The 25,637-nt window shown below is 64.9% G+C and carries 23 protein-coding genes and 1 tRNA gene; 5 read left to right on the plus strand and 19 right to left on the minus strand.

Annotated features, from left to right (window positions below; all coding sequences use genetic code 11):
- Window positions 1-6: 6 nt before the first annotated feature.
- The 5 genes from AC6CIE_RS25280 to AC6CIE_RS25300 all read right to left on the minus strand — a co-directional run bounded on the left by AC6CIE_RS25280 (window position 7) and on the right by AC6CIE_RS25300 (window position 3,182).
- On the minus strand, window positions 7-345 hold the full coding sequence (locus AC6CIE_RS25280; protein WP_175122112.1) for a DMT family transporter: 339 nt from the start codon (window positions 343-345) through the stop codon (window positions 7-9).
- 2 nt (window positions 346-347) lie between these two features.
- Window positions 348-1,229, minus strand: a complete 882-nt coding sequence (locus AC6CIE_RS25285; protein ID WP_498094492.1) for a decaprenyl-phosphate phosphoribosyltransferase — start codon at window positions 1,227-1,229, stop codon at window positions 348-350.
- A complete protein-coding gene (locus AC6CIE_RS25290) occupies window positions 1,226-1,849 on the minus strand; it encodes an HAD family hydrolase (protein WP_498094494.1) in 624 nt (207 codons plus the stop codon). Before AC6CIE_RS25290 ends, AC6CIE_RS25285 begins: the two co-directional genes overlap by 4 nt.
- A gap of 301 nt (window positions 1,850-2,150) precedes the next feature.
- On the minus strand, window positions 2,151-2,588 hold the full coding sequence (locus AC6CIE_RS25295) for a carboxymuconolactone decarboxylase family protein (RefSeq protein ID WP_498094496.1): 438 nt from the start codon (window positions 2,586-2,588) through the stop codon (window positions 2,151-2,153).
- A gap of 147 nt (window positions 2,589-2,735) precedes the next feature.
- Window positions 2,736-3,182, minus strand: a complete 447-nt coding sequence (locus AC6CIE_RS25300; protein ID WP_498094498.1) for a hypothetical protein — start codon at window positions 3,180-3,182, stop codon at window positions 2,736-2,738.
- Between the two features lie 127 nt (window positions 3,183-3,309).
- On the opposite strand from AC6CIE_RS25300, the gene AC6CIE_RS25305 reads away from it, so the two are divergent.
- Window positions 3,310-3,705, plus strand: coding sequence for a SecDF P1 head subdomain-containing protein (locus AC6CIE_RS25305; RefSeq protein WP_175139495.1), 396 nt, complete (start codon window positions 3,310-3,312; stop codon window positions 3,703-3,705).
- Between the two features lie 175 nt (window positions 3,706-3,880).
- The gene (locus AC6CIE_RS25310; protein WP_498094500.1) at window positions 3,881-5,977 is read left to right on the plus strand and encodes a PhoX family protein; all 2,097 of its coding nucleotides are present in this window, start codon (window positions 3,881-3,883) and stop codon (window positions 5,975-5,977) included.
- Between the two features lie 99 nt (window positions 5,978-6,076).
- Here AC6CIE_RS25310 and AC6CIE_RS25315 read toward each other — a convergent pair whose 3' ends face one another.
- From AC6CIE_RS25315 to AC6CIE_RS25380, 14 genes are all read right to left on the minus strand, one after another.
- The gene (locus tag AC6CIE_RS25315; RefSeq protein WP_498094502.1) at window positions 6,077-7,009 is read right to left on the minus strand and encodes a glycosyltransferase family 9 protein; all 933 of its coding nucleotides are present in this window, start codon (window positions 7,007-7,009) and stop codon (window positions 6,077-6,079) included.
- Between the two features lie 97 nt (window positions 7,010-7,106).
- Window positions 7,107-8,315, minus strand: a complete 1,209-nt coding sequence (locus tag AC6CIE_RS25320) for a pectate lyase family protein (RefSeq protein ID WP_498094504.1) — start codon at window positions 8,313-8,315, stop codon at window positions 7,107-7,109.
- A 20-nt stretch (window positions 8,316-8,335) separates the two neighbouring features.
- Window positions 8,336-10,249: a tetratricopeptide repeat protein gene (locus AC6CIE_RS25325; RefSeq protein ID WP_498094506.1), complete on the minus strand. Its 1,914-nt coding sequence runs from the start codon at window positions 10,247-10,249 to the stop codon at window positions 8,336-8,338.
- On the minus strand, window positions 10,242-11,273 hold the full coding sequence (locus AC6CIE_RS25330; protein WP_175139529.1) for a KpsE/RkpR family capsule polysaccharide export protein: 1,032 nt from the start codon (window positions 11,271-11,273) through the stop codon (window positions 10,242-10,244). The genes AC6CIE_RS25325 and AC6CIE_RS25330 overlap by 8 nt, the downstream gene beginning before the upstream one ends.
- 121 nt (window positions 11,274-11,394) lie before the next feature.
- Window positions 11,395-12,111, minus strand: coding sequence for a hypothetical protein (locus AC6CIE_RS25335; protein WP_056559922.1), 717 nt, complete (start codon window positions 12,109-12,111; stop codon window positions 11,395-11,397).
- 9 nt (window positions 12,112-12,120) lie between these two features.
- On the minus strand, window positions 12,121-13,458 hold the full coding sequence (locus tag AC6CIE_RS25340) for an ABC transporter permease (RefSeq protein WP_175139490.1): 1,338 nt from the start codon (window positions 13,456-13,458) through the stop codon (window positions 12,121-12,123).
- A gap of 7 nt (window positions 13,459-13,465) precedes the next feature.
- On the minus strand, window positions 13,466-14,623 hold the full coding sequence (locus AC6CIE_RS25345; RefSeq protein ID WP_175186603.1) for a polysaccharide biosynthesis/export family protein: 1,158 nt from the start codon (window positions 14,621-14,623) through the stop codon (window positions 13,466-13,468).
- A 43-nt stretch (window positions 14,624-14,666) separates the two neighbouring features.
- Entirely contained in the window at window positions 14,667-16,724 is a 2,058-nt protein-coding gene (locus AC6CIE_RS25350) for a glycosyltransferase (protein ID WP_498094508.1), read from the minus strand.
- On the minus strand, window positions 16,721-19,198 hold the full coding sequence (locus tag AC6CIE_RS25355; protein WP_498094510.1) for a hypothetical protein: 2,478 nt from the start codon (window positions 19,196-19,198) through the stop codon (window positions 16,721-16,723). The genes AC6CIE_RS25350 and AC6CIE_RS25355 overlap by 4 nt, the downstream gene beginning before the upstream one ends.
- A 38-nt stretch (window positions 19,199-19,236) precedes the next feature.
- The gene (locus AC6CIE_RS25360; RefSeq protein ID WP_175139486.1) at window positions 19,237-20,496 is read right to left on the minus strand and encodes a nucleotide sugar dehydrogenase; all 1,260 of its coding nucleotides are present in this window, start codon (window positions 20,494-20,496) and stop codon (window positions 19,237-19,239) included.
- A gap of 401 nt (window positions 20,497-20,897) precedes the next feature.
- Window positions 20,898-21,188, minus strand: a complete 291-nt coding sequence (locus AC6CIE_RS25365) for a hypothetical protein (protein WP_498094512.1) — start codon at window positions 21,186-21,188, stop codon at window positions 20,898-20,900.
- Between the two features lie 26 nt (window positions 21,189-21,214).
- Window positions 21,215-21,291: transfer RNA gene (locus tag AC6CIE_RS25370), tRNA-Pro, on the minus strand.
- Between the two features lie 141 nt (window positions 21,292-21,432).
- A complete protein-coding gene (gene ispB / locus AC6CIE_RS25375; RefSeq protein ID WP_063952160.1) occupies window positions 21,433-22,398 on the minus strand; it encodes an octaprenyl diphosphate synthase in 966 nt (321 codons plus the stop codon).
- Window positions 22,399-22,579: 181 nt separating this feature from the next.
- The gene (locus AC6CIE_RS25380) at window positions 22,580-23,749 is read right to left on the minus strand and encodes a fumarylacetoacetate hydrolase family protein (protein WP_498094514.1); all 1,170 of its coding nucleotides are present in this window, start codon (window positions 23,747-23,749) and stop codon (window positions 22,580-22,582) included.
- A 242-nt stretch (window positions 23,750-23,991) separates the two neighbouring features.
- Here AC6CIE_RS25380 and AC6CIE_RS25385 point away from each other — a divergent pair, with 242 nt between their 5' ends.
- The 3 genes from AC6CIE_RS25385 to rpmA all read left to right on the plus strand — a co-directional run bounded on the left by AC6CIE_RS25385 (window position 23,992) and on the right by rpmA (window position 25,599).
- Window positions 23,992-24,750, plus strand: a complete 759-nt coding sequence (locus AC6CIE_RS25385) for an IclR family transcriptional regulator (protein WP_367353391.1) — start codon at window positions 23,992-23,994, stop codon at window positions 24,748-24,750.
- Between the two features lie 242 nt (window positions 24,751-24,992).
- A complete protein-coding gene (gene rplU, locus AC6CIE_RS25390) occupies window positions 24,993-25,304 on the plus strand; it encodes a 50S ribosomal protein L21 (protein WP_006216228.1) in 312 nt (103 codons plus the stop codon).
- 34 nt (window positions 25,305-25,338) lie between these two features.
- Complete coding sequence (gene rpmA, locus AC6CIE_RS25395; protein WP_006389959.1) at window positions 25,339-25,599, plus strand: 50S ribosomal protein L27; 261 nt, start codon at window positions 25,339-25,341, stop codon at window positions 25,597-25,599.
- The last annotated feature ends 38 nt before the right edge of the window (window positions 25,600-25,637 follow it).

Consider the following 25,637-nt stretch of genomic DNA (forward strand, 5'->3'; position numbering starts at 1 on the left):
CTGCGCCTACTTCGAGACCAGGAAGACGCCGACGGCGATGAACGCCGCGCCCGCCATCCGCATGGCCGTGATGGTCTCCGTGCCGGACAGCAGGCCGTAGACGAACACGCCCGCAATCGCGCAGGCCACCATCAGCGGATACGCCAGCGTCAGATCGAGCTGGCGCAGCGCCAGCGCGTAGAAACCAAAGCCCAGGCCGTACGCGCCGATGGCGCCCGCATAGGGCAGCGCCTGCGTCAGCAGGGACGGCGTGGGTCCGTGCGCTGCGGCGGACCCCGCCGCCTTGAGCGCCACGCTGGCCACCACGCTGCAGGCCCCGCTGAGGATCAGCCAAAGATATGCCATGTCTACGTCCTTACCAGCAAAACCACCACCGCCACCCAGGCCAGCACCGCAAGGCGGATCTGGTTGTCGGCGAGCAGATCGCGGCCCGGCTCTTCGCCCGATCCCCCCTTGTACAGCAGGTAGATATACCGGAAGACGCCGAAGGTGACGATGGGCAGCGTGACGATCAGATGCTGCGTGCCGTGCAACGCGGCGGTGATGTCGTCAACCGTATAGAGGCCATACGCCAGCAGCGTCGTGCTGGCGGTGATGCCCACCAGGATGTCCAGCAGCTGCGGCGAATAGTGGCGCAGCACGGTGCGCGTGCTGCCTTGCGATGCCGGGGCATCGAGAGGCGCCGACGCGATCTCGGCACGCCGTTTGGCAAAACCCAGGAACAGGGTCAGCATGAAACTGCACAGCAGCATCCAGCGCGACGGGATGATGCCCACCGCAAAGGTGCCGCAAGCCAGGCGGATCATGAAGCCCGCAGCAATACAGAACACATCAACCAGCACCTTGTGCTTCAGGCTCAGGGTGTAGGCAATGTTCAGGGTCAGATAGCTGGCCACGGCCAGCGCCACGGGCCAGAGCCCGCACGCGAGCGGCAGGCCGAGCGCCGAGCCGAACAGCACGACGATCAGCGCGCGGGCGGCGGGCAGGCCGACCCGTCCGCTGGCAATGGCGCGCAGCCGCTTCTTGGGATGGGCCGCATCGGCGGCGCGGTCGTGATAGTCGTTCAGGACATAGACCGCGCTGGACGCGAGGCAGAACGCGACAAAGCCCACGCCCACGGCAAACACCAGCGCGGGGTTCGTCCATCCGTGGCTGAAGATCAGGCCGATCAGCACGAAGCCGTTTTTCAGCCATTGCTGCGGACGCAGCAGGGAAATCAGCGCCCTCATGGCTTGACCGCCTGCCCGCGGTACCAGGCATGTTGGGCCGCGTCGATGAGCCACTGGTCGCCACGGCTGTCGCCGTAGGCGTGCAGTTCATATTGGTCCGGACCGCCGTAGCGCTCGGTCAGGCGTCGCAACTTTTCAGGGCCCCAGCAGTTGTGTCCGTCAAAGTCGCCAGTCAGACGGCCCTGCGCATCAATCGCCATGCGCGTGCAGATGAGGTCGTCGAATCCGAGGTAGCGGGCCACGTCGTCGAGGTAGATGTCGGGCGAGGCGCTGACCAGCACGCAGCGGTCGCCGCGCTGCTGGTGCCAGCGCAGCCGCTCGATGAGCGCGGGCCGCAGCGGAATGGTGTGCACCCACGCGCGGGCGATGCGGGCCAGCTCGGTGCGCGAGCGCCCGCGCAGCGCGGCGCGGCAGAGCGACTGCTTGGCCTCTTCGTTGCTGCGCAGACGCAGCGCGAACGCCGTCAGCGCCGGCGCGGTCCGCACGAACGCCGCCAGCAAGCCGACCCACGACAGATGGGCCAGGAAGGGAATGAATGTGTCGCGCTGAGTGAGCGTGCCGTCGAAGTCGAAGGCAGCGATCACGCGCGTGGGAGCGGGAAACTGCGTTTGTGTAGCCATACTGCTATCGCGACGGAACCCGGCCGGGCCTTGCCGTCACAAACTATGCCGGAAAATGCGTCAGCGCCCAAGGCGCAAACGCGTGATGTCAGACGCAGCCTCGCCCTGCGCGCAAGCCCGCAGCGAAACATGTGCCGTTTATTTCAAAATTTTTGTAGTTGTAACACATCGGATTACAAGTCATCATAGCCCGCTCCCGATGCGGGCAAGCAGGAAAGAACCGCACGAAATCCGCCGCTCTTCCCGCCGCTTTCAGTTTTCCCCCGGCTTCAAGGGCGCGCCGACCCAGTGCCGGGGCGAGTCATCCCTGCTGCGCCTTGAACGCGCCTTCCTCTTCCAGCACCTGGTTGGCCACCTTGAAAGCGTCCAGGCCCGCGGGAATGCCGCAATAGACCGTGGCCTGCAGCAGGATCTCCTTGATTTCCTCGACCGTCACACCGTTGTTCAGCGCACCCTTGACGTGCAGCTTGACCTCGGCGGGCCGGTTCAGGGCCGTCAGCATGGCCAGGTTGAGCATGCTGCGCGTCTTCTTCTCAAGCCCGGGGCGGCCCCAGGTGTAGCCCCAGCACCATTCAGTCGTGATGTGCTGGAACGCCATCATGAAATCGTTGGCGCGCGCGATCGAGCCATCCACATAGTCGGCGCCGAGCACTTCACGGCGCAGTTCCAGACCTTGGTCGAACAGCGCCTGGGTTTCCGCCTGGGTTGGTGTCTGGGTTTTGGGGTCAGCGTCTGCCATGGGATGTTCCTCCGGGATGGTGGCGGCGGAACTCGAAGATCCGCCTGCGGGTGATTGTTCGGCCGATTGTGGGCGTGCGGCATCCCGCCCGTCAAATCCCGCAGCTTCACGCAAAACGAGGAAGGGCTGATGACGCCGGCGCGCGGTTTACAGCGAATACCGGTAGTCGCAGTTCAATGTGGCTTGCAGCGGCGCCGGATAACCGCTGGCCGCCTTGCCGCCGGGACGCGGACCCAGCAGCCGGGCCTGGAACGTGCCGGCCATGTCGCCATCAGCCGTCTTTTTCACAGCCACGGTGGACGGCAGCGCATACAGCGTCAGCGCCTGTCCATCCGTCGGCGCGACCAGCGTGAACACCGACTGCGGGAAATTGGCGACAACATAACCGGGCGCCTCATCCGACGTGAACGACAGCGTGGCCGTCGCATAGGTCAGCGTCAGCGCCAGTTCCTCGGAAGACGGCGAAGGAATGTCGCCCTTCAACACCACCTTGCCGCTCTCTGATATGCACGACAGCGATGCGGGCGCGGAACCGGCCTGCGCGGTACCGGCCAGCAGGGCGATGGACAACAGACAGGTGGCGCGTGCAATCATGGTCACTCCTCACCGGCGCCAGCGTGGCGCACGCCGGCAAAATTTCGTCAGGAATATATCAGACGGTCATCCCCGTCTGCCGCGATCCGTATAGGATGGAGCGTCGTCCATCAGAAGGAGCGTCCCCATGCCATCAATGCGACATCCGGTTCTGGCCAGCGCACTGGCCGCGGCGCTCGCCGCCGCCCTGCCCTTCGCCGCCCACGCCGAGTCCGTCACGCTGCAGGTCGAGCAGGTCACGCCCGGCGCCGATCCGCACACGAACGCGCGCGTCGTCGACATCAAGCTCAAGCCTGACAGCGTCAAGACGCTGGCGAATTTCACGCGCGAGCGCGTGGGCCAGCGCGTGCAGTTCCGCGCAAACGGCATTCTGCTGTCCTCGGCCACGCTGATGAGTCCGCTTGATGGCGACAGCCTGCGCATCACCGCAGGCGAGCATGGCTTTGCGGGCAAGTCCGCCGAGGAAATCGCGCAAGGCATCATGAAGGACGGCGCGCTGACGATGGACGACGAAAACCGGTAAGCACGCCCGCCCCTTGCATCCACAGGCTGACGCCCGCGCACGCGGCGTCAGCCTTTTGTTTTGGACAAGATGGCGCAGGCGCAACAGGTTTCAGTCATCTGTCATTAACCTTTCATTTCGGACTTCTAGTATTGCTCGTCCCCATCGGGCATCAGACCCAAAGCCAGGAGTTCAAATGAGCAAGTCCATCTCCGACAAGACCGTCCGCAATCCCAGCAAGAGCACCCCGTTCAGCGAGATTCTCGAAAAGAACATGTCCCGCCGCATGGTGATGCGCGGCGGTATCGCCGCTGCGTTCGCGACGATGACCAGCCTCGGTCTTGCCGGCTGTAATGGCAGCGACGACGATGACGACGATGCCGGCAACGGTGGCCAGAACCCCGCGCCGGAACAGCCCGGCACGGAGACGCCTCCGGCGCCGGCCCCGGTCAAGCTGGGCTTCGAGTCGCTGCCCACCTCCATGACCGACGCCTGTGTCGTGCCGGCCGGCTACATCGCCCATGTGTTTGCACCGTGGGGCACGCCGTTCAACGACAACGCGAATCCGTGGGACCGCAACGGCAACAACAGCTCGACTGACTTGCTGAACTCCACCGGCATGCACCACGACGGCATGCACTTCTTCCCGATCAACGGCAGCTCCACCGAGGGCCTGCTGGCGGTCAACCACGAATACATCGACCAGAAGGCGCTGCACCCGAACGGCGCGACCACCGTCGCCGGCAAGCGCCCCATCGAGGAAATCCGCAAGGAAATCAACGCGCACGGCGTCGCAATTCTGCACGTGCGCCTGGAGAACGGCCGCTGGACCATCGTTCACAACTCGCGCTACAACCGCCGCTTCACGTCGGCCACGCCGATGAAACTGGCCGGCCCCGTCGGCGGCACGGACTGGGTCAAGACCCCGTACTCGCCCAACGGCACGATGGTGCGCGGCACCAACAACAACTGCGGCAACGGCTACACCCCGTGGGGCACGTACATCACGGCCGAAGAAAACTGGGCCGCCTGCTTCGTGAACACCGGCACGCAGCCCCGGGACCAACTGCGCGTGGGCGTGCCCGATGACGTGGGCCGCTACCAATGGGAAACCGGCGCCAACGATCCGCTGGAAGTCCAGGGCGAATTCGCGCGCTTCAACATCACCGAGACCGGCGCCGACTTCACGCAGGACTATCGCAACGAGGTCAACGGCTTCGGCTACCTGGTCGAAATCGATCCCTACAACGAGAACAGCATTGCCACCAAGCGCACCGCGCTGGGCCGCTTCGCGCACGAAGGCTGCGCCTACGGGCTGCCCGAAGCCGGCAAGCCGCTCGCCTTCTACAGCGGCGACGATTCGCGCTTTGAATACATCTATCGCTTCGTGTCGGAAGCCGTGTGGGATCCGAAGGACGCCGAGCGCACCGACCGTCTCGCGGTGGGCGCGAAGTACCTGGACAAGGGCACGCTGTACGTCGCGCGCTTTGACGCCGATGGCACGGGCCAATGGATCGCGCTCACCGGCACGACCGTGGGCGCCGGCGGCCGCACGCTGGCCGATGAGTTCGGCAGCCTCGAAAACATCATCATCAACACCCGCGGCGCCGCGGACTTCGTCGGCGCCACGCCGATGGACCGCCCGGAATGGACGGCCACGCACCCGACCAACGGCGACATCTACCTGACGCTGACGAACAACTCCAGCCGCAACGCCAGCCGCGGCACCAACCCGGCCAATCCGCGCCTGAACAACGTCAACGGTCACATCGTGCGCTGGCACGACGAGCCGGGCTCGACCAAGTTCAAGTGGGACATCTTCGTGTTTGGCTCCGACGCCGGCGCCGACGCCGACACCAACCGTTCCGGCCTGACCACGCTGAACCAGCTGGCCAGCCCGGACGGCATCGGCATCGACCCGCGCGGCATCCTGTGGATCCAGACAGACAACGGCATCGACGGCGGCCGCAACAACAACGTGGCCAAGGCAACCAACGACCAGATGCTGGCCGTGATCCCCGGCGCGCTGGCCGACAGCACCGGCACGGGCCCCGCGATCAACGCGACCAACCAGGCCGACCTGCGCCGCTTCTTTGTCGGCCCGAACGAAGCCGAAGTCACGGGCTTTGCCTTCACGCCGGACTACACCAGCATCTTCCTGAACATCCAGCACCCGGTGAACTGGCCGGCCTACGACACGGAAGATGCAACCACCGCCACCACGGGCGTCGTCCGCCCGCGTTCGTCGACGGTGGTGATCCGTCGTGCCGACGGCGGTCCGATCGGGGTGTGATGACATGTCATCCGGGGTGACCCGCTCACCCTGAACGCCGAAAGACAACAGCCACCCGGATCGGGTGGCTGTTTTTCATTGGCGGGCCGCGTGAGACCGCTAGCGGGCCAGCACCGCCATGCAAGCCTCGAGCACGCGCCCCGGATGAATCGAATTGATCGCTTTCGATCCTGCTTCCGGCACGACGTCGCGGGTGTAATCGCGCGCCCAGAACCATTCGGGATTCGATTCATTGAACACGCCCACGTAGGGCACGCAAAGCCCCTGCGCGATATGCGAAGGGCCGCAGTCGTTGGAGACGATCAGCCGGGCGTCCTGCATCAGAGCGACCAGCTCGGCCACGGAGCGGGAGCACTCCATGCGGAAGTCCGGCCGATTCATGTCTTTCAGGCGCTGGCGCTCGGCCGCTTCGGCCGGACCCAGGACAAACGTGAAATTGGCGGTCCCGCCCAGCCGCGCCTGCAGCAGGTCGGCCAGCGCAACATAATGGTCCAGCGACCACCGCTTGAACTGCCCGGCGCCGCCGCCCGGAATCAGGACGATGTCGGCCGGCTGCACCTTGCCCGCACAGGGTCGGCCGATTTCGACGAAGCACTGGCGCGCAATCGCTTCGGGATCGTGTTCCTGCAGCGTGGACAGCAGCCGCAGGTTTGCCAGGCCGATGTATTCGCGGATGTCCTTGGTGTGGGAGTGCGTCCAGACGCAGTCGCCGAGCCGGCGGTTGCTGAAGCCCAGCCGCAACTTGGGCCGGCGCAGCAGGTTGATGAGCGCAAAGCGCTCGCTGGAATGATGCAGCGTCAACGACGCGCTGGCGCGTGGGGGCAGCGCCTTGACCTGATCGCCGAATGCTTCTGCGCGGACGAACTGATCCACCCATGGCAGCTGCGTATAGAAGGCCTCCACGTCAAACCGCGAGACAACGCGGACACGCTTGTCCGGCCACAGTTTCTTGACCTGGTACAGCGCAGGAAACGCCACAATCTGGTCGCCAAAGCGTGCTTTGTTACGAACGAATACGACGATGTCGGACATGGTTCCTCACCTGATGAAATCACGCAAGAAATCCTGATTTCTTGTAGAAATGCGCACAATCAGAAAACTCCGAAATCAACGCGTGGACGAGCATACCTCAGCCCGGGCAACCCGCGCCGGTGCGCGTTGCCGGCAGGGGTGTATCGCCCGACGTATTACCGGCAAATTTGCGAATCTTCTCGGCCAGTTCGGGCGTCGCTTTCTCGTAGCCGTAGCAGTAAGGCGGCGTCGGCGCCGACTCGGGGCGATAGTCCTTGAGCACCGGCTTGGCATCGCCCAGATACAGGTTGTCCTTCAACCGCAGAAAGGCCTTGAAATCGCGGGTGTAGCCGTGATCCGCCTTGCGCTTTTCATAGGCGCCGCGATCGGAGTCGCCGTTGTCCAGTGCGCTGCGTGCCGGCGCAATCGGGATGTAGCGGCAGTAGTTGACGTTGATGCCTTCCACCGTAGGGTAGAACTCGGGCTCGACGCACTTGCGCTGCGCGTCGTTGTTGAAGATGTTGCCTTCGACCAGCGCCTTGGCCTCCAGGCTGAAACTCATGCCGTAGAAGTCCCAGTTTTCGAGCAGGTTGTTGAACAGGTGGAAGGTGCCGAACTGCGCGCGCGGATTGCGCTGCACGGTGTTGAAGAAATAGTTGTGATGCAGCGTCACGCGCGCAATCGAATCGCGCTCGTAGTTCTGGAAGAGATTCTTGGACGTGATGTTGTTCAGCAGCATGACCTTGTTCGAGTTGTGGAACTTCGTCCACGAGATCGTCACGTCGGTCGAGCCGTTTTTTACGTTCAGCAGGCGGTCCGACATCCGCGACAGGTCCATGTGGTCGACCCACACATCGCGGCTGTCGTTGGCCACATTCACGGCCTGCGTAAGCCGCGTGAGCCGCCCGTCGATAGTCAGATGCGTCAGGATGACGTTCTTCGCGCCGTACACGCCCAGGCCGTCGTCGATCAGGGCGACACGCTTGCCGCGGCCGTCGATGGTCGTGTTGGACGGAACACGCAACTGGGTTTTCAGGACGATCGTCATGTCGGACGCGAAGCGTATCCATGCCGGTCCCTTGCGGGCCTGCGCCAGCGCGGCGCGCAGCGTACCGGGTCCGGCGTCCTGGTCCGAAGTCACCTCGATGAATTTGCCGCCCAGACCGCCCGTGGCTTTGGCGCCATATCCTTCGCGCTGCGCCAGCAAGCTGGCTACGAACGGGCAGTGTTCATCGGGCGCCGCGCATTGCCCGCTTGCTGCCGCTGCCCCGCCATACAAGCCGGCCAGCGTCAGCAGCCACACCATCACTGTCTTTCGTAGTCGCATCGCAACCGCTCCCTCAAATTTCACGCGGACGGATCTGCCGCCGTCACATGGCGCCAGATGCCGCCGCTCAACCGCAGGTTCTCCGGCGGGCCGGCAAGATGCTCGCGCAGCCGTTCAAAGTACGCCTGTTGCCAGCGCTGCGCGTACGCGTCCGCGTCCTCGCCGGGATTGGCGGCCGGCAGCATTTCCAGCGTGTAGGCCACCTGCCCGTTCTCCCAGCGGGGCGCGTAGAACACCGACGGCACACCCATCCGGTGCGCCAGATGCGCCGCGAATCCGGAATACGTGACGTCCTGGCCTTCGAAGGTCGTGCGCGGCGCGGCGGGATTCGCCGCGCCGTCGATGGCCAGGCACAGCACAAAGCCCGAGTTGATCGCGCGCATGCAGGCCTTGGCGACCTGCGCCTCGGTCTGGTCGGCCGTCGAGATCAGCGCCTCGGCGTAACTGCTGCGGGCGATGCTGGGCGCCGACGCCAGCCAGCGCGACGGAATGCCGACCAGTTCCAGCGCCATCAGGCCCGCATACATCGGCCCGACGTGCGCAGTGGCGACCACGACGCCGCGGCCGGCGGCAAGCAGCGGCGCGAAGAAGCGCTCGCCGGTATCGAGCTCACCCAGCATGGCCATCGCCTCTTCGACGCGCTCCTCGCGGCATTCGAGCCAGTCGAACAGCAGATGGTCGATCATGTGACCCCAGCGCGCGCGGCGTTCCCACGTGGCGCGATCGATGCCGGTGTCGCCGCGCATCGACCAGGCCCAGTCCAGCCGCGCCTGCGGAATCGGCGCGGTGTCGAGTTGTTCTTCCATGCGCGCCAACGCTTCCTGGAAGGTCTCCGGCAGCCGCGCGCCACGCTTGGCGACGTATTGCTCAAACAGCGCCTCGGCCTCGTCCTTGCGCCCGGCCTGCGACAGCGCGCCAATGGCGGACCGCTGCCACAGCAAGTTGTCCGGCGACTTCTTCAGCAGGAACATCATCTGCTCGGCCGCCGCGTCGTACTGCAAGGTGTAGCGCAGCGCGCGGGCGTACAGGCCCCGCGTCTGCTCAAGATCCGGCGCCAGTTCGATGGCGCGCGCCAAGGGCGCCACGGAATCCTTGTAGCGTCCGGCGCGCAGCAGGGTTTCGCCGTGCAGCGTCAGTAGCCGCACGTCGTCGGGCGCGGCCTGCAGGCCGGCTTCGAAGTGCGTCAGCGCATGGGTCTTGCGATCGTCTTCGGTGCCGCGCCGCAGATGCGCCAATCCCAGCGACGATCGCAGCGCCGCGCAATCCTGGCCCGCGCGCAGCGCGCCGTCGCCCAGACGGATTGCAGCCGCAGTGCGGCCGTCGGCCAGCAACGCGCGCACCGCCATCGTCGCCACGCGTTCATTGGGCAGCTTGTCCGGATCCAGCGACGCCGCGATGCCAGAGGCTTCGGCGATGTCCCCATTGCGCACGAAGGCCATCATCCACGCATAAGCGTCTTCGGGCGCGCTCTGCGCCAGCGGCAGGGTCGTGCGGGCGACTTCCGCCGCCTCGGGCACGCGTCCCGCCTGCACACGCATCTGGATGCGCGCGGCATGCAGCGACGCATTGCCGGGCTCGATGCCGGCGGCGGCATCGGCTTCGGCGATCGCCCTGTCCCACTGCTCCAGGCGGCCGAGCAGACTGGCGAGCAGGCGCCTGTCGTCGACCCGCGCGGGGTACACAACGACAAGCGTTTCCAGCGCCGCGATGGCAGAGGCCAGCTTGCCCTCTTTCACGTCGGGCGAGACCAGCAGCCGCCGGACCTCGCGCCAGCCGTCCTTGGCCGGGCGCAGCGCCGGTTCCAGCGCGGCCATGCCGCTCGCCGGGTCTGCCGACGCGCGGATCTGTCCGATGACCTCTCGCAGGCGCGCCGTGGCGTCCCGCGGTTCGGCGCCGGCGTCCGGCCGGCGGCTTTCAATGACCGTATCAACCATGACGCAGCCCCCTCAACAAAGCCATCGCGACGCGAGCGATGAACATGAGCACAAACCCCAGTGCCAGCGCTTGCAACAGCAGGATGCCGGTGCGCGGGCTGCTGGGCCGATCCGTCGGCACCGGCTGCGCGATGATCGACAGATACCGCTGCAGGCGCAGCGCGTCCGTCATCGCCTGCTGGTACGACTGCTGCGCCAGCGTCAGGTTGGAATCCGCAAACACCTGGGCATTGCGCAGCGCCTCGTATTCTTTCAGTTGCTTGGCTTCCGTATTGCCGTCGCCGCTCAGGCGCTGGCGTACGGATGCAAGCCGCTTTTTCAGGGCCGCCACCTGCATCTGCGCAGGCTTAAGCATGAAATGGTCCTTGTTATCCAGCGCGCGGATCTTGTCCAGGTTGATCTGCGCGGTGCTCAGCTCGCCTTCAAGCTGGCTGGACAGGTTCAGCAGCATCGACACCGTCGCGCTGGGGTCGATGTTGCCGTGCTTGGTGCGCCACGTGGTCAGCGCGTCGCGCGCGGCCAGCGCCTTTTCCTCGGCAAACTTGACCGACTCTTCGCTCACCTTCAGCTTGTCCGCCACGCCCTTCTCGTTCATCGAACTGACGAACTGCTCGGCCAGGCCGATCAGCTCCCGGGACAGCGTGGCCGCGTCTTCCGACGAGAACGCGCTGACGCGCAGCACGTCGATCTGCTCCAGCGCGTTGAACGACACGTGCACCGACGCCTGATAGGCGCGGTACAGATCGTCTTCGCTGGAATCCTCGGCCAGGCGGTTGAACGGGTCCAGCCCATCGTTCATCAGATAGCGGCGCAGGCCGACCTTCTTGTCCAGCTGCTGCATGCTGTCGCGCGACTTCAGAAAGTCCGCAACTGCCCAGCCATCGACGAATCCGCCGAGCATGCCGCCCGAGTTGCCCGTCGTGAGCAGACTGGCGGCCGCGCCGCCGCCGCCCTGCTGGCCGGATGCCGACTGCACGAAGAACCGCGACTCCGCCTCATAGCGCGGCGTGGCGACGATCAACAGGTAGATCACCGCCAGCACCACCGGCACCAGCACGATCACCGCGTTGATCCAGCGATGGCGGCGTCGCTCGCGCAGGGCCGACTGCCGCTCGCGGCGGCGGCGTTCGATCTCGGATCCGCCTTCAGAACCCGAGTTGGCCTTCGTCGAAGCCGCCTCCGAGGACGTCGTCGCCTGTGCCGGAGTCGCTCCGTGATCGTCGCGGGGGATACCTGCGGAGGCACTGGTCGAGGTCGTCGTCGATGCTGAGCGCGCTTCGTTCATAGATCAAGCCTTTGAAGCAATAATCCGCCAACTGATTCTGGCGATAACTGGAAAAAATGAGTGTCCGGCCGACCAGGCGCTCTTCGAAAAGCGCCAGCCAGAGCCGGGTGAAACGGCAGGGCTCGAAGGGGATGCTCCCTTCGATCACGTAGACATCGAACGCGGGCGCCAGCGCCAGCGCGAACGAAAACTCCTGCCGCACATAAAGCGGCCAATGCTCCATGGGCTTGGCCAGCATCTTCGGATCGCTGATCAGGTCCGCGACCAGTTCGTACGTGGCGTCGGGGTCGATCTCGTACATTTCGCTGACGAAATCGATCATGGACAGCCCGCTGGCCTTGCCGCGGATGAAGCCCTGCCGGCCGATCGCCCACGACACATTGCCGTCGTGCTTGACGAAGCCCTGCCGCGGCGGACGCAGACAGCACAGCACGTCCACGAGCTGGCGGTGCATCTCCGGCGCGGGCGACAGCAGCGCATAGCGCCCGGCCGGGATGTCGAGCGTGGCGTTGGCCAGCAGCGGCTGCCTGCTGCCGAAGGAATAGGGTTCGTCGGTTACGCCATTGAGATGGATCATCTTTCACCCTCACATTGGCTGAACGTTGGGACGGGCCAGGCGCTCTGCCACCAGCGCGATCACCATCATGAACACCAGCGAGGTCAGGAAGTAACCCAGGCTGGCATCGTGCGACTCGTACGCATGGAAGTACGCCGAGCGCAGCAACTGCATGCCGTGCGCCAGTGGCGACCACAGCATCCACGGCCGCAATTGCTCGGGAAACTGCTCCGACACGAAGAACACCGCCGCGAAGATCTGCAGGAAGCGCTCGATGATCGGCGCCAGCCGCAGGAAGAAGTGCCAGTAGGTCGCAATCGACCCGAACAGCACCCCCATCGCCGCGCCCGCCACGCCCATCAGGACCACAAAAAGAATGAAGCCGGCCCAGCTCTTGGGCAGCGTGATGAGCCCGATCGCATGGCCCGCGGTGATCAGCACCCCAAACACCACCACATACACCGATACGTAGATCATGGCCTGCACCAGCGCGCACATCAGCGGCGTGACGCCCTGAAAATTCAGCAGGCCGCGTGCCGAGACATACGCCGTACTGCTGCGGAACGCGATCTGACGGAACATGATCCAGGTCGTCGCGCCCAGCAGCGAGAACGTCTGCACGTCCATCCCCAGGATGTAGTGCGTGCCCATCAGGATGTACAGCGACGAAATCAGGGTCAGCAGCACGACAGGGCCGACCAGCGCCCACACCAGCGCGATGCGGCTTTCGCCGTGCATCACGCGCAGCTGGTAGATGAACATCGCCATCAGCGTGCGGCCGATCGGCCGATGGCCGGCGGTGTCCTCCGAATGCCCCTTATGCAGGGAGCGCAGCCGGTCGCGCAGGATCGCGAGATCACCCGCTTCGCTCTGCGCAACCTCGATCTCCAGCGCGATGTCATTGCGTGACGCATGGCGGCGCGCTTCACGCGCCTCGTCCTGCTTGCGACGTTCCACGCGGCGGGCATGCGCGACCGCCAGCCGCTCATCCTCGGCCACCAGCTTGGCCGGCATGTAGCCCGGCGCAAACACCTCGACGCCCGCGCGGATGTCCTGCTCCAGCAGGCGCACGATGATACGCAGGCGCCGCCGGGAGAAGTCCGCCAGGGTCTCGTCGACCTGGCTGCGCACGATCTCGGCGTCCAGCTCCGCCTGCACGGCCTCGTACACCGCCCGCCGCGCCGCGACGGAGTCGTGCGGCTCGCCCTGCAGGCGGGCCAGCAGCGGCTTGAACAGCACGCCCGGCGGAGCCTTGGCTTCGAACAGCGCGGCCGGATCCAGCCGCCAGTTGGCGACGCCAGACCCCACCGTGTAGCTGTTGTCCTTCCGGCGCGAGCGCCAGCCTTTTATCCGATCCTCGTTGCTCATGGACGCGTTATTGGGCAACGCCGGTCGAACCGCCGCCCGAATCGCTGTCGATGGCTCGCGTGGCGCTGAAGCCGGCGCTCATCGTGACACGGAAGGCCGACAGCACCTTCTGCACCTGCGTGAACGGCGCGTCCGAGATGTAGATGGCCTGTCCTTCATGCACCGTGAACTCGCGGGCCAGCGCCACCTGCTCCGGCCGCGTGAGGTCGAACTGGTACACGACGGGCAGCAAGTCCGGCTTGCCTTCGGCCCCCGCTTGCGCGGGCGTGAACAGGAACACCGAACGCGGATCGGCCAGCTTGTCGTCCAGGCCGCGCGAGTCCGCCAGCGCGTCCAGCACGCTGTAATTGCGCTTGCTGATTTCCACGCGGCCCTGCTGGCCGGCCGCGCCGAGCACGGTCAGGAATTCCTTGGCGTCGTAGGCGGTGATCACATCGCCCGAGCGCAGCAGGATGTCGTTGTTCTGGTTGCGGTAGATGTCGGCCAGCCGCACCGAGGCCACCTGGCTGTCGCGGCGCAGGCTGATGATGAGCTGTTCGGGGTTGGTCTGCACCGGCGCGGCCTGCGCCAACGCGCTGCTCAGGCGCTGGGCGGTCTGCGTGATGGGGTACATGCCGGGCTTGGTCAGATTGCCCTGCACCGTCACCATCTGCCCGCGCGCGTCGGCCGCGCGCGTGACGCTGACGTCGGCGCCGACCACGAGCTTGCTCAGCCGCGCCACGATGGCGTCATGCAACTGGCCCAGCGTCAGGCCCTCGGCGCGGAACTTTCCGATGATGGGAAACGTAACGTTGCCGGCACTGTCGATGTCCTGGTTACCCAGATCACTGACGCCGGACGGGTCCGCGGCGAACACGCCGAGACCGCCGCGTTCCCACACTTTCACGTTGATGCCGTCACCCGGCACCAGCTTGTCGAAACCTGCCTGCGTCAGATCGCGGTAGCGCACCGGAAAGTCCGCCACATCAGGCACCCGGCTCTTTCGCGCGAGTTCGCGCGACACGGGCATCACGATGACGTCCTTGTCATCGTGAGCCCCCGTCATTTCGCTAAGCATCGGGCCGGACCGTGGGAGCTGGCAACCCGTGAGTGTCAGCGCTGCAAGCAGCAGCATGGCAAGCGTCGCATGGCGCCGCGCGCCCAGGGCCGGGACGTTCATTAGCATAGGTTCCTTCAACTTCAGCACTTTTAAAAAGAGCAACTACCCGTCACGCCTGCATCAGGCGCTTGGGCGCAACGTCAATGCGCTCGTCGTTCTCGGACTCGGTCATGGCGGGCATGCAGATGCTCATGAACTTCGTGAGCATCGCGTCCAGCGAGAACAGCTTCTGCGCCCGCTGGCGGCTATTTGCCCGCATGTCCGCATTGCTGCGCACCTGGTCCACCATGTTCAGGACCTTCTCGCAGGCCTCGTGCATGTCGGGATGATCCACGCAGCTGAGCAGGTGGCCCGTCTCGTCCTCGACAAAGCACTCTTCCGCGCCGCCGGCCGGCGTGGAAATCACCGGCACGCCCAGCAACTGAGCCTCGATCAGCACATTCGGCAGGCCTTCGTAGCGCGACAACAGCACGCTGGCGTCCATCTTCGAATACCAGAAGCCCACGTGATTCGACAGCCCCACCAGCAACAGGCGCTCCAGCACGTCGTGCTCCAGCGCCAGCGCCTCGATGTTCTCGCGCAGGCGTCCGTCGCCCACGAGGAAAAAGCGCGCCTGAGGCCGCTCCTTCAGGTAAAGCGCCGCCAACTTGATGAAGAGCTGCGGACGCTTGTCCGGCTCCAGGCGGAACACGCCGCCGATCGTCTCGGTGGCGTCCTTGGTGCGCTCGTGGAAGGCTTCCCACTTGGCCTTGTCGGCGTCCGAGGCATCGGTCGCCAGATCCGGCACGCCGTTGTACAAGATGTGGAAGCGTTCCAGCGGCAGGTCCAGCCACTCGGCGTACGCTTCCGCGGCCTTGCGGCTGTTGCTCACAAACACCACGCCCGGCACGAGGGCCAGCGCCTGAAACAGCTCGGGATACTCTTCGCGGAAACGGTCTTTGCGGATGTTCGGGGGCAGGCCGCGGAACACCAGGTGGATCGTCGGCGTGCCGGCCAACAGCGCCGCCAGGGCGCCAAAGAGGCACGTGCCGTCCTGCCACAGGCTGACCACGTCGAAACGGTTGGCGCGCAGCACCGGCGCCAGGCGCGTCACGCCGTAGTGAACCGGCGGAGGCAGCTGTTCCAGCAGGCGGCCCAGGTTGCCTTCCGGCACGGACTGGTGCGCCACCGAGATGGCCGGCAGGCGGTTGATCTCCGTGACCGGAATCTGCGCCTTGATGAGCACCGGCAGGAAGAAGTCGTCCTGTTTCTTGGGCGACCCGGAGGGCTCGGTGTGCTGCTTGACCAGCACCTCGACCTTCTTGGGCCGCATCAGGATGTCGGGCGGCTGCAGTTCCGGCGACGCGGCCAGGCGGGTCAGCTCGCCCGCCAGACGGGTCAGCTGGCGCTCGGCGCCGCCCGGTCCCAGGCTGCCGGTGACCAGCGCCACCGACACGGGCTTGTCCGGCGTGTTTTCGGCGATCTTGCGGTTGCGGAAGTGCAGGATCGCGTGCTTCATCGACACGATGCGCACGTCCTTGCCCGCCAGCGACTCTTCGGATTCGAAGCGCTGATAGAACGCGTAGTCGCTGGCCAGCCCCTCGGCCAGTTCGGCCGCCTTGCTGCCGGGCGTCAGGTGCTTGGCCACGGGCGCGATTGCGTCCCACGCGTCGGCCAGGAGGCCGCGCTTGCGCAGACGCTTGGCGAACTCCACGCGCATGTTGCGATCCGTGTGCTGCGAGATCAGACGCCGGAACAGCGCGTCCGACTGCTCGTGCGCGCGGATGTCGCTCAGCAGCTTCGCCCGCGCAAACAGGCGGTCCGGATTCGTCGTCTCGGCCGGCAGGTGACGGTCGACCAGCGCCATGGCTTCGTCCAGGTGCCGTTCCTTCACCAGCCGCGTCGCGCAGTAGCGCACGATCTGCAGGTCATCCGGGCACTCCTCGAGCAGCGTGGCCCACTGCTCGGCCATGCCCTCGTTCAGGCCCGCCGACTCCTGCAGGCGGAGCAGGAGGAAGCGGACCTTCGAGTCTTCCATGTGATCGCGGGCAAGCTGCTTGGCCCGCGCCAGGTTGTCCTGAGCGACTTGAACCCGCCCCGATGCCGCAACGATTTCCTCCAACTGCGCTTGAACTTGCTGAAGATCGGACTTGGCGTCCACTCGCTCGGTTATCAGAGGGGGATTCATGCTGCCTTTCTCCGGTTGATCTTCTCGATCCAGACAAGGCAGCGCTCGATGTAGTGGTCGTACTGCGCCGGGTTCTCGGAACGTTCCTGCAACTGCTTCCAGTACGGCAGAGCTTGCTCGAAGCGGTGCAGACGCATGGCGCCGACCGCGGCCAGGCGCAGGCCGATGGGATCATCCGGCACCAGCGACACGATGCGTTCGCCCAGCGCCAGGCGCTCGGTCGTGCTGGACGGTTCCAGGGCGCGCGCTTCGGCGTACAGATAGGCCAGGATGCGGCGCTTTTCGTGGTCCACTTCCGGCATGCCGGGCCACGACTGCGCGACGCGGTCCAGCAGCTTCCAGGCGGCCTGATGATCGCCGTTCGACAGGATCTCGCGAGCGCCACGGATGGCGCGCGGGCCGAGCCGGCCGAGTTGGCGTTCGGCTTCGTCCTTGGCGCTTTGATCGGCGCCCGAATGACCCAGCACATCCTTGTACGCGTCGATCGCTTCACCGAACCAGCCGCCATTGAAGGCAACGCGGGCAAAGTGCAGCTTGGCGCTGAACGGGGCGGCATCGCCGGAGGCGGCCACCTCCAGGTGACGCATCGCCGTCTTCTTGTCGCCCAGCGCGTCAGCCGCGCGGCCACGCATGGCGTGCAGTTCGGGGAAGTCCACGTTGGTGTCGATGGCCAGGTTGGTCAGGTCGATCACTTCCTTGTGGTTGCCGGCCACCAGGGCGGCACGCACGCCCAGGCGCATGGCGCGTTCGAACGCGCGCTGTGCACGGGCGCCGGCCAGCGCGTCGGGGTTGAGCAGACGGTGCGCGCAGATGCGTTCGGCGGCGTCGCGCAGACGTCCTTCCTCCAGGGCGCGGTTGCCTTCCTCGGCCCACGTCGCGGACTGCGATTGCAGCCATGCGCTGATCTCTTCGTTCTCGCTCTTGCCCAGGCCGCAAGAGGCTGCCAGCGTTGCCGCGGCCATGATGCAACCGCGCCACGAGGCTTCCTTGACCAGCTCCAGCGCGTCGCCCTCTTCCAGCTTGGGCTGTTCGCCGGCCAGGTCGCGCAGTGCGTCGCGGTCGCCTGCCAGCAGGCGGTCGCGCCACAGCACGGCAAAGCCGCGGCCGTAGTTCGGGATCGCCGCGCGCACTTCGTGCACCCAGCGGATCGCCGCTTCCATGTCGCCACCCGTCTGCAGCAGGGACAGCACCGTGTCGGCCGCTTCCACCGCCATCGTGTCGGTCGGTTCGGAGATGCGGAACAGCTGCTTCCAGTTGCCCAGGCTTTCGTCCACATAGCCCAGGTGGCCGGCGGACACCGCCGCGATGCGGACGATTTCCGGCGTTTCGATCTCGTCACCCAGCAGGCCTGCGGCCAGCGAGTACGCCACGTCGTAGCGGCCCAGCTTGAACTGGTTGCGCATCAGGATCTGCTCGGCCTTGCTGCCCGAGGACAGCGCATCGGCGCTGCCCAGAAGGGCCAACGACCCCTCGTAGTCGCCCAGTTCTTCCTGGATGCGTGCGAAGAGCACCACGTGATCCGGCAGGCTGGGGTAGCGGCGCAGCACATCGCGCACGCGGCGCGAGGCTTCGCGCAGCTCGCCCGAATCCCACAGCTTCTCGATGCGTTCGACGCTTTCTTCCGCGCCCAGCTTGGGCACCGAGACCTGCGGGGTCGAGGAGCTCATGCGCGGACGGATGAAGTTCTTGTACCAGTCGGTGTACAGGCGCTCGGCGAAGGCCGGCGTGTAGTGGGTCAGGTCCAGCCCGCCGTCTTCCATGGCGTCGGCCTGGCCCAGCTTGTTCATCAGCGGGGTCGGGTCATAGCACGGCACGCCGATGCGCTGCGCGGCGGCGGAGATGGCGGCGATCAGCTGCTGACGCTGTTCGATCGGCACGTTGTCCGGGGTGTGGGCGTTGACGTGGGTGACGAACACGACCTTGTCGCGGCCCAGCAGCTCGACGAGCTGGCGCATCTCCTGCTCGATCTCCTCGTCCGTCTGGTCGCGCTTGACGACGCGGGCGAGCAGGTCCCGGTCTTCATTGTTCAGGCTCTTGAAGACCGGATCCTGATCCAGCTGCGCGCGACGCTCGGCCAGGCGCTCGGCCACGGCCATCGACCAGAACGCGCGGGTGCGGGTGCGGTCGGCAAAGAACTCGCTGAAGTAGCGGACCAGGTAATTCGATTGGATGGGATGGCCGTCGATCGTCAGCAGCTTGCGCGAGGACAGCTCGACCATGTACAGGTCAGCCGGCTTGTGCGTGCCTTGGCGAGCCTGCTCGCCATTGGACGGACGGAAGATCAGGCGCTGCACGTCAGCCGGGATGTCGCTCTGGCTGAACATGAAGCGCGCCTGCTGGAGGGCTTCGGCGGCCGTGTGCACGAATCCGTAGTTGCGGCCGAGCTGAAGTTTGATCGGGTAGCGGCCCACGGCATCACGCAGGGGCGTGTGGATGCGGCAGGTTCCGATGGGAGCGATGGTAAATGCGGTCATTCAGGGTCTCTCCTGTATTGATGGATTACGAGCCTGAACTAGAGAGTCCAGTACAAAAGGTCGGCCGGGAGGCGCTTGGCATCCAGCACCGACTTCAAGTCGCAGACCATGCCGCCGTTCTTGACGAGCTGCGGCAGGTCTTCCCAGATGGTTTCCATGGTTTCGCGGTGCGGCACCGCCAGGATCAGGACGTCCATGTCGCGGAAGTCGCCGCGGTCGACGAGCTTGATCCCGTACTCGTGCTCCATCTGCTCCGGATCGACCATCGGATCGCACGCAACCGGCGTGATGCCGTACTGGCCAAGCGCGTGGTACAGATCGACGATCTTCGAGTTGCGGATGTCGGGCACGTTTTCCTTGAAGGTCATGCCCAGGATGCCGACGCGGGTGTTCGCATTCAGGCGGCCATTGCGGGCAAGCTGCTGCACCAGGCGCGAGGCGACGTGCGCGGCCATGCCGTCGTTGATGCGGCGGCCGGACAGGATGACTTCAGGGTGATAGCCCAGCTCCTGGGCCTTGGACGTGAGGTAGTACGGGTCGACACCAATGCAGTGGCCGCCCACCAGTCCGGGCGTGAACTTCAGGAAGTTCCACTTGGTGCCGGCGGCCGCCAGGACCTCCGAGGTGCGGATGCCGACCAGATCGCAGATCTTGGACATCTCGTTCATGAGCGCGATGTTGATGTCGCGCTGCGTGTTCTCGAGCACCTTGGCCGCTTCGGCCACCTTGATCGAGGAGGCGCGATGTACGCCCGCGTCGATGATCTGCTCGTACACGCCGGCAATCACTTCCAGCGATTGCTCGTCCTGGCCGGACACGATCTTGACGATCTTCTCCAGCGGATGCTCCCGGTCGCCCGGGTTGATGCGCTCGGGGCTGTAGCCCAGCTTGAAGTCGACGCCGGCGCGCAGGCCGGATGCCTTCTCAAGTTCCGGGCCGCAGATTTCCTCGGTGGCGCCGGGGTGGACGGTCGACTCGAAGACCACGATGCAGCCGGGGCGCAGCACGGGGCCGATGGCCTGGCACGCCCGAACCAGCAGGGAAAAGTCGGGATTGTTTTTCTCGTCGACGGGCGTCGGGACAGCCACTACGAAAAAGTCGCAGCCTTCCAGTTCGGACAACTGGTCGGTGAACTGCATGGGGGAGGCAAGCAATACGTCGCGTTCGATCTCGCCAGTCCAGTCATCACCCTCTTTCAGCCGTGCGATTCTCCGCTTGTCCACGTCAAAGCCGATGACATCAAAGCGCCTGGAAAATGCCACTGCCACGGGCAGGCCGACATATCCAAGGCCACACACTGCGATTCTCTTTACCACGGGGGACCTCACTGTTTTCGTCGTGTCGCAGACACTAGAAATCGACGCCCCGAAGCGAGCACTTCGACATGAAATCGAAATACCCTTGCCGTATTGGGGCGGACGTATTGCTAAAAATGAATTTGGCTCGGTACCCGGTTAACTATCCGGTTGGCGAGCCTGGGCATCGTAGAGGGGTCGCGCAGCAAACTTTTTTCTAAATATTTTTATTGCTGCGGAAATAAATCAGGACAACCCGTAATAAACCCGGGAAATCCCTAGAAAAATTACATTCATTACACAAACCGCAACATGAGACGGTCGTTTCATGTAATCAAATATGAAAAGACGTTTTTCTTAGTCTGGTTTAACCAAACTGAAAAATCATTATCCAGATCGGTAGCTTATTTAGTAATTGCGTCAGGCAATATAAAAAAGATGCACCAAACTGGATCTGCACGCACCATTATCAGCACGAGACATGCCTGGGTTTTCATCGCCCGGTAATAAATGGCCGGGCCGTGGACAACATGGCAGCCAACAGGTGGTTGTGCGATACGCGGCGCTTCTTGCAATGCGCTTCTTGCAATGCACCTCTTGCATTGCACTTCTTGTAAAAACAATCCGCGCAAATGCAAAAAAGCCGGCAGCGCTTGCGCGATACCGGCTTTCAGCCAGAAGGTGTCGGGAAACACCTTCTTGAATTCTCGACCACATGAAGTGGTCGGGGCGAGAGGATTCGAACCTCCGACTCCTGCGTCCCGAACGCAGTACTCTACCAGGCTGAGCTACGCCCCGATCTTGCCTACTCATTTAGCGGTGCTCAGACCCACTAAACGTTTCACTGCACTTTCTTTACTGCTTTTTCGCTTCAGGCTGCCTGATCACTCAGACCACCCGGTTGGTACAACCTCAGTGAATTTCCGACCGCCTTTTTTGCTAGCGATCTCTATTCACCGCGAAAGCGCAGAATTCTAACAGAGAATTTTGAAAAGGGGAAATGGGGTAGATCGAAAGGGCTTCACGGGCCCGATCTGCCTCGGCCACGGCGGCCAGGCGGGCGTGTTCCAGCGCGTCCGTGGCCTGGATGGCGGCGGCCACGGCAGCGAAGTCGGCGTCGCCCGTCTTGATGGCGTCGCGGATCAGTTGCTGTTGTTCAGGCGTACCCACTTCCATGACACGGATCAGCGGCAGCGTGGGCTTGCCTTCGCGCAGGTCGTCGCCGACGTTCTTGCCCAGCGCGGCGGCGTCGCCGCTGTAGTCCAGGACGTCGTCGACCAGCTGGAACGCGGTGCCCACGTGGCGGCCATAGGCGGCCGCGGCGGCTTCCTGCTCGGGCGTGGCGCCCGCCAGCACGGCGCCCACCTGAGCGGCGGCTTCGAACAGCTTGGCGGTCTTGTAGCGCACCACCTGCAGGTAGCGCTCTTGCGAGACGTCCGGGTCATGCACGTTCAGAAGCTGCAGCACCTCGCCCTCGGCGATCACGGTGGTGGCTTCGGACAGGATGCTCATGATGCGCATCGAGTCGGCCTCGACCATCATCTCGAACGACCGCGAATACAGGTAGTCGCCCACCAGGACGCTGGCCGCGTTGCCGAACACGGCGTTGGCGGTTTCGCGCCCGCGGCGCAGGTCGGACTCGTCCACCACATCGTCGTGCAGCAGCGTGGCCGTGTGGATGAATTCCACTACGGCGGCCAGCAGTTGGTGATGGGTGCCTTCGTAGCCCAGGGCGCGCGCCACCATCAGCACCATGGCCGGGCGCATGCGCTTGCCGCCCGCTCCAATGATGTAGTCGCCGATCGTGCGGATCAGAACCACATCGGAATTCAGCCGCTCGCGGATAACCGCATCGACGGCTTTCATATCGTCAGCTATGGGGGCAATGAGCGCGGGGAGATTCAAGACGTATCCGACAAGTGTGAAGCGAGCCGCGTGACGGCTCTTACCGCTGGGCCCGCCAGCGGTCGGCGGGGGATTCGACCGTGGATTATACGGGGAGTGCGCGGGAATTCCGGGCGCGCATGCCGCAAGCGGCAAGGCCCGGCGCCGCGGGCCCTGCCCCGGGTCGGATCCAGCGGCGGGCTCAGCGCCCGTACGGCAGCAGCCCCCGCGCGGCCAGGTTGGCGTAAAGCGCGCGCACGCCAAACGTCCAGGGCGGGATTTCGGTGGCCAGTTGCACTTCATTGACCAGCGCGCCCAGGCGCTCCGAGGCGATGACGACCCGGTCGCCGGTCACGTGGGTGAAGCCGGTGCCAGGGCCCTTGCGGTCCTTGGACGGCGAAAACATGGTGCCCAGGAATAGCATGAAGCCGTCGGGATACTGATGGTGCGCACCAAAAGTCTGGCGCACCAGGTCCAGCGGATCGCGGCTGATTTCGCGCATGTGGCTGACGCCGTCCAGCTCGAACCCGTCGGCGCCTTCGATGTGCAGCGAGACGTCGGCATCGCGCACGCTGTCCAGCGTAAAGCCGCCATCGAACAGCCGGATGAACGGACCGATGGCGCAGGACCCGTTGTTGTCCTTGGCCTTGGTCAGGAGCAGCGCGCTGCGGCCTTCGATGTCGCGCAGGTTCACGTCGTTGCCCAAGGTGGCGCCCACCACTTCGCCCCGGCTGTCGACCGCCAGCACGATCTCCGGCTCGGGGTTGTTCCACTGCGATTCCGGCAGCACGCCGATCCGCGCGCCGAATCCCACCGAGGCCATGGGCGGTGTCTTGGAAAAGACTTCAGCGTCGGGGCCGATGCCCACTTCCAGATACTGCGACCACTGGCCGCGCTCGATCATTTCGGCTTTCAGGCGGATGGCTTCGGGCGATCCCGGGCGCAGTCGGGACAGATCCGAGCCGATCAGCGCCTGCATCCGCACGCGGATTTCTTCCGCGCGGCCGGCGTCGCCGCCCGCCTCTTCCTCGATCAGGCGTTCCAGCAGACTGATGGCAAAGGTGACGCCCGCTGCCTTCACGGGCTGCAGATCGCACGGCGCCAGCAGGCGCGGGCCGTCGGCGCCTTGCAGCGTGGCCGCCATGAGGGCGCGCGCGTCGCCCAGGGATTCGCCCTTGGCCTCGCGCGCCACGGCCAGGCGGTCGGGATGGTCCAGCAGGTCGGATACGGTCGGCGCCGTGGCGGTGATATCGATCACCTCGCCCGCACGGACAACGACCACGCTCGGTCCGCCGGCAGGATCGGGGCGCCAGACGCGGCCCACCAACAGGGCGTCGGGCAGGTCGGCGGGCAGCAGGGTGTTGTCGTTCATGGTGTCTCCTCGCGTGATGCCCGTCCGGGTGGCGGGCGCGTGATTGTTTTGCGCCGGATTACCGCCCGGGCGTCGGTGGCACGGTCGCATGAGTGGCCGGCCGGCATGGCAGCCCGACACGCGCAATCCATGCGGCATGGGCATCCCCGCAACGCGGCACACCCATCGGCATGGCGAACCAGTCTAGGAGACTTCATATATCATGTCCAACATATTGCTTTTACGTCCAACCTATTGGAATCATGGCTGCCGATTACGACGTCCCCGCCATCCGCCGCACCCACGACATCCTGCGCGTGCTGTCGGGCCGCCCCACGCCGGTCAAGGCCGCCGAACTCGCGCGGGCCTGCGAGATGCCCAAGAGCACGCTGTACCTGCTGCTCGACTGCCTGGAGCAACGCCGATGGGTCGAACGCCAGGACGGCGGCTACATCATCGGACTGGAATTGATGGCGCTGGGCGCCGCCTACCTGCGGCACGATGGTCTGCAAGCGGCGTTTCACCATTCCGCCGCCGCCTTCGTGGACCGCTGCAACGAGGTCGTGCAACTGGCGGCGCTGGATGGCTTTGACGTGGTGTACCTGGCGCGGGAAGATGCGCGCCGGCCCGTGCGCCTGGTGTCGGACCTGGGCTTGCGGCTGCCCGCACACGCCTGCGCGCTGGGCAAGGCGCTGCTTGCCAGCCTGACGCCCGAAGAACTGGCCGTCCGGCTGCCGAAGACCCTGCCCCGCGTCACCGACCGCACGATCTCGGACGCCGCGCACCTGCACCGAGAGCTTGAAGAGGCGCGCCGGGAGGGGCTGGCCCAGGACCGGGAGGAAGTCGCCACCGGCCTCGTATGCTTTGCGGCCTTTGTCGGCGTGACGCCGCTGGGCAAGCGGGTCGCGGTCAGCACGTCCATCCCGACCGACCGGCTGGACGACGCCCACCGGCAAGCGGCCATGGACGGCATCCGCCGGGTGGCGCGCGACATAGCGCTGCGCGTGATCCCGGCTGTCTGAAGCCTTCACGCCACACCTAAGCCCTTAGCCTGCAACAGCTTTTTGACTTTCCAAAAGTCCCAGGCTAATATCTCGGATTCGGTCAGCAATGGCCGAATTACGTCGGTTGTTCGTGTATGCCACCTGACGCCCTGGTCAGCCCTGAATCTTCGGGCATTTGGCAAGGACGGTTCAGCAAGGCACCCTAGCCCAGCAGGGCAGGCCGCACGAACGAACCCATTTACCTATTTAAGGAACACCCCATGTACGCGGTCGTAAAAACCGGTGGCAAGCAGTATCGCGTTGCCGCTGGCGAAAAACTCAAGATAGAACAGATACCGGCTGACATTGGGCAAGAAATCACCCTGGACCAAGTGCTGTCCGTGGGCGAAGGCGACCAACTGAAAGTTGGCACGCCCCTCGTCTCCGGCGCCGTGGTCAAGGCAACGGTTCTTGCGCAAGGCCGCCACGACAAGGTCAAGATCTTCAAGATGCGCCGTCGCAAGCACTATCAGAAGCGTCAGGGCCACCGTCAGAACTACACCGAAATCCGCATCGAAGCCATCACGGCTTAAGAAGCGACTCGGTACCACTTAGCAGGAGCTAAACATGGCACAGAAAAAGGGCGGCGGCTCTACGCGGAACGGACGCGACTCAGAATCGAAGCGTCTGGGCGTCAAGGCATTCGGCGGCGAACTCATTCCCGCTGGTTCGATCATCGTGCGTCAGCGCGGTACTCGCTTCCACGCTGGCGTGAACGTCGGCATGGGCAAGGACCACACCCTGTTCGCGCTGGTCGACGGCAAGGTTCAATTCGGCTTCAAGGGCGCATTGAACAAGCAGACCGTTTCGATCGTCGCTGCCGAGTAATCGGTTGGCAAGCCCGCGGACCTCACGTCCGCGGTTGC

The organism is Achromobacter sp. GQ309, assembly GCF_059759315.1.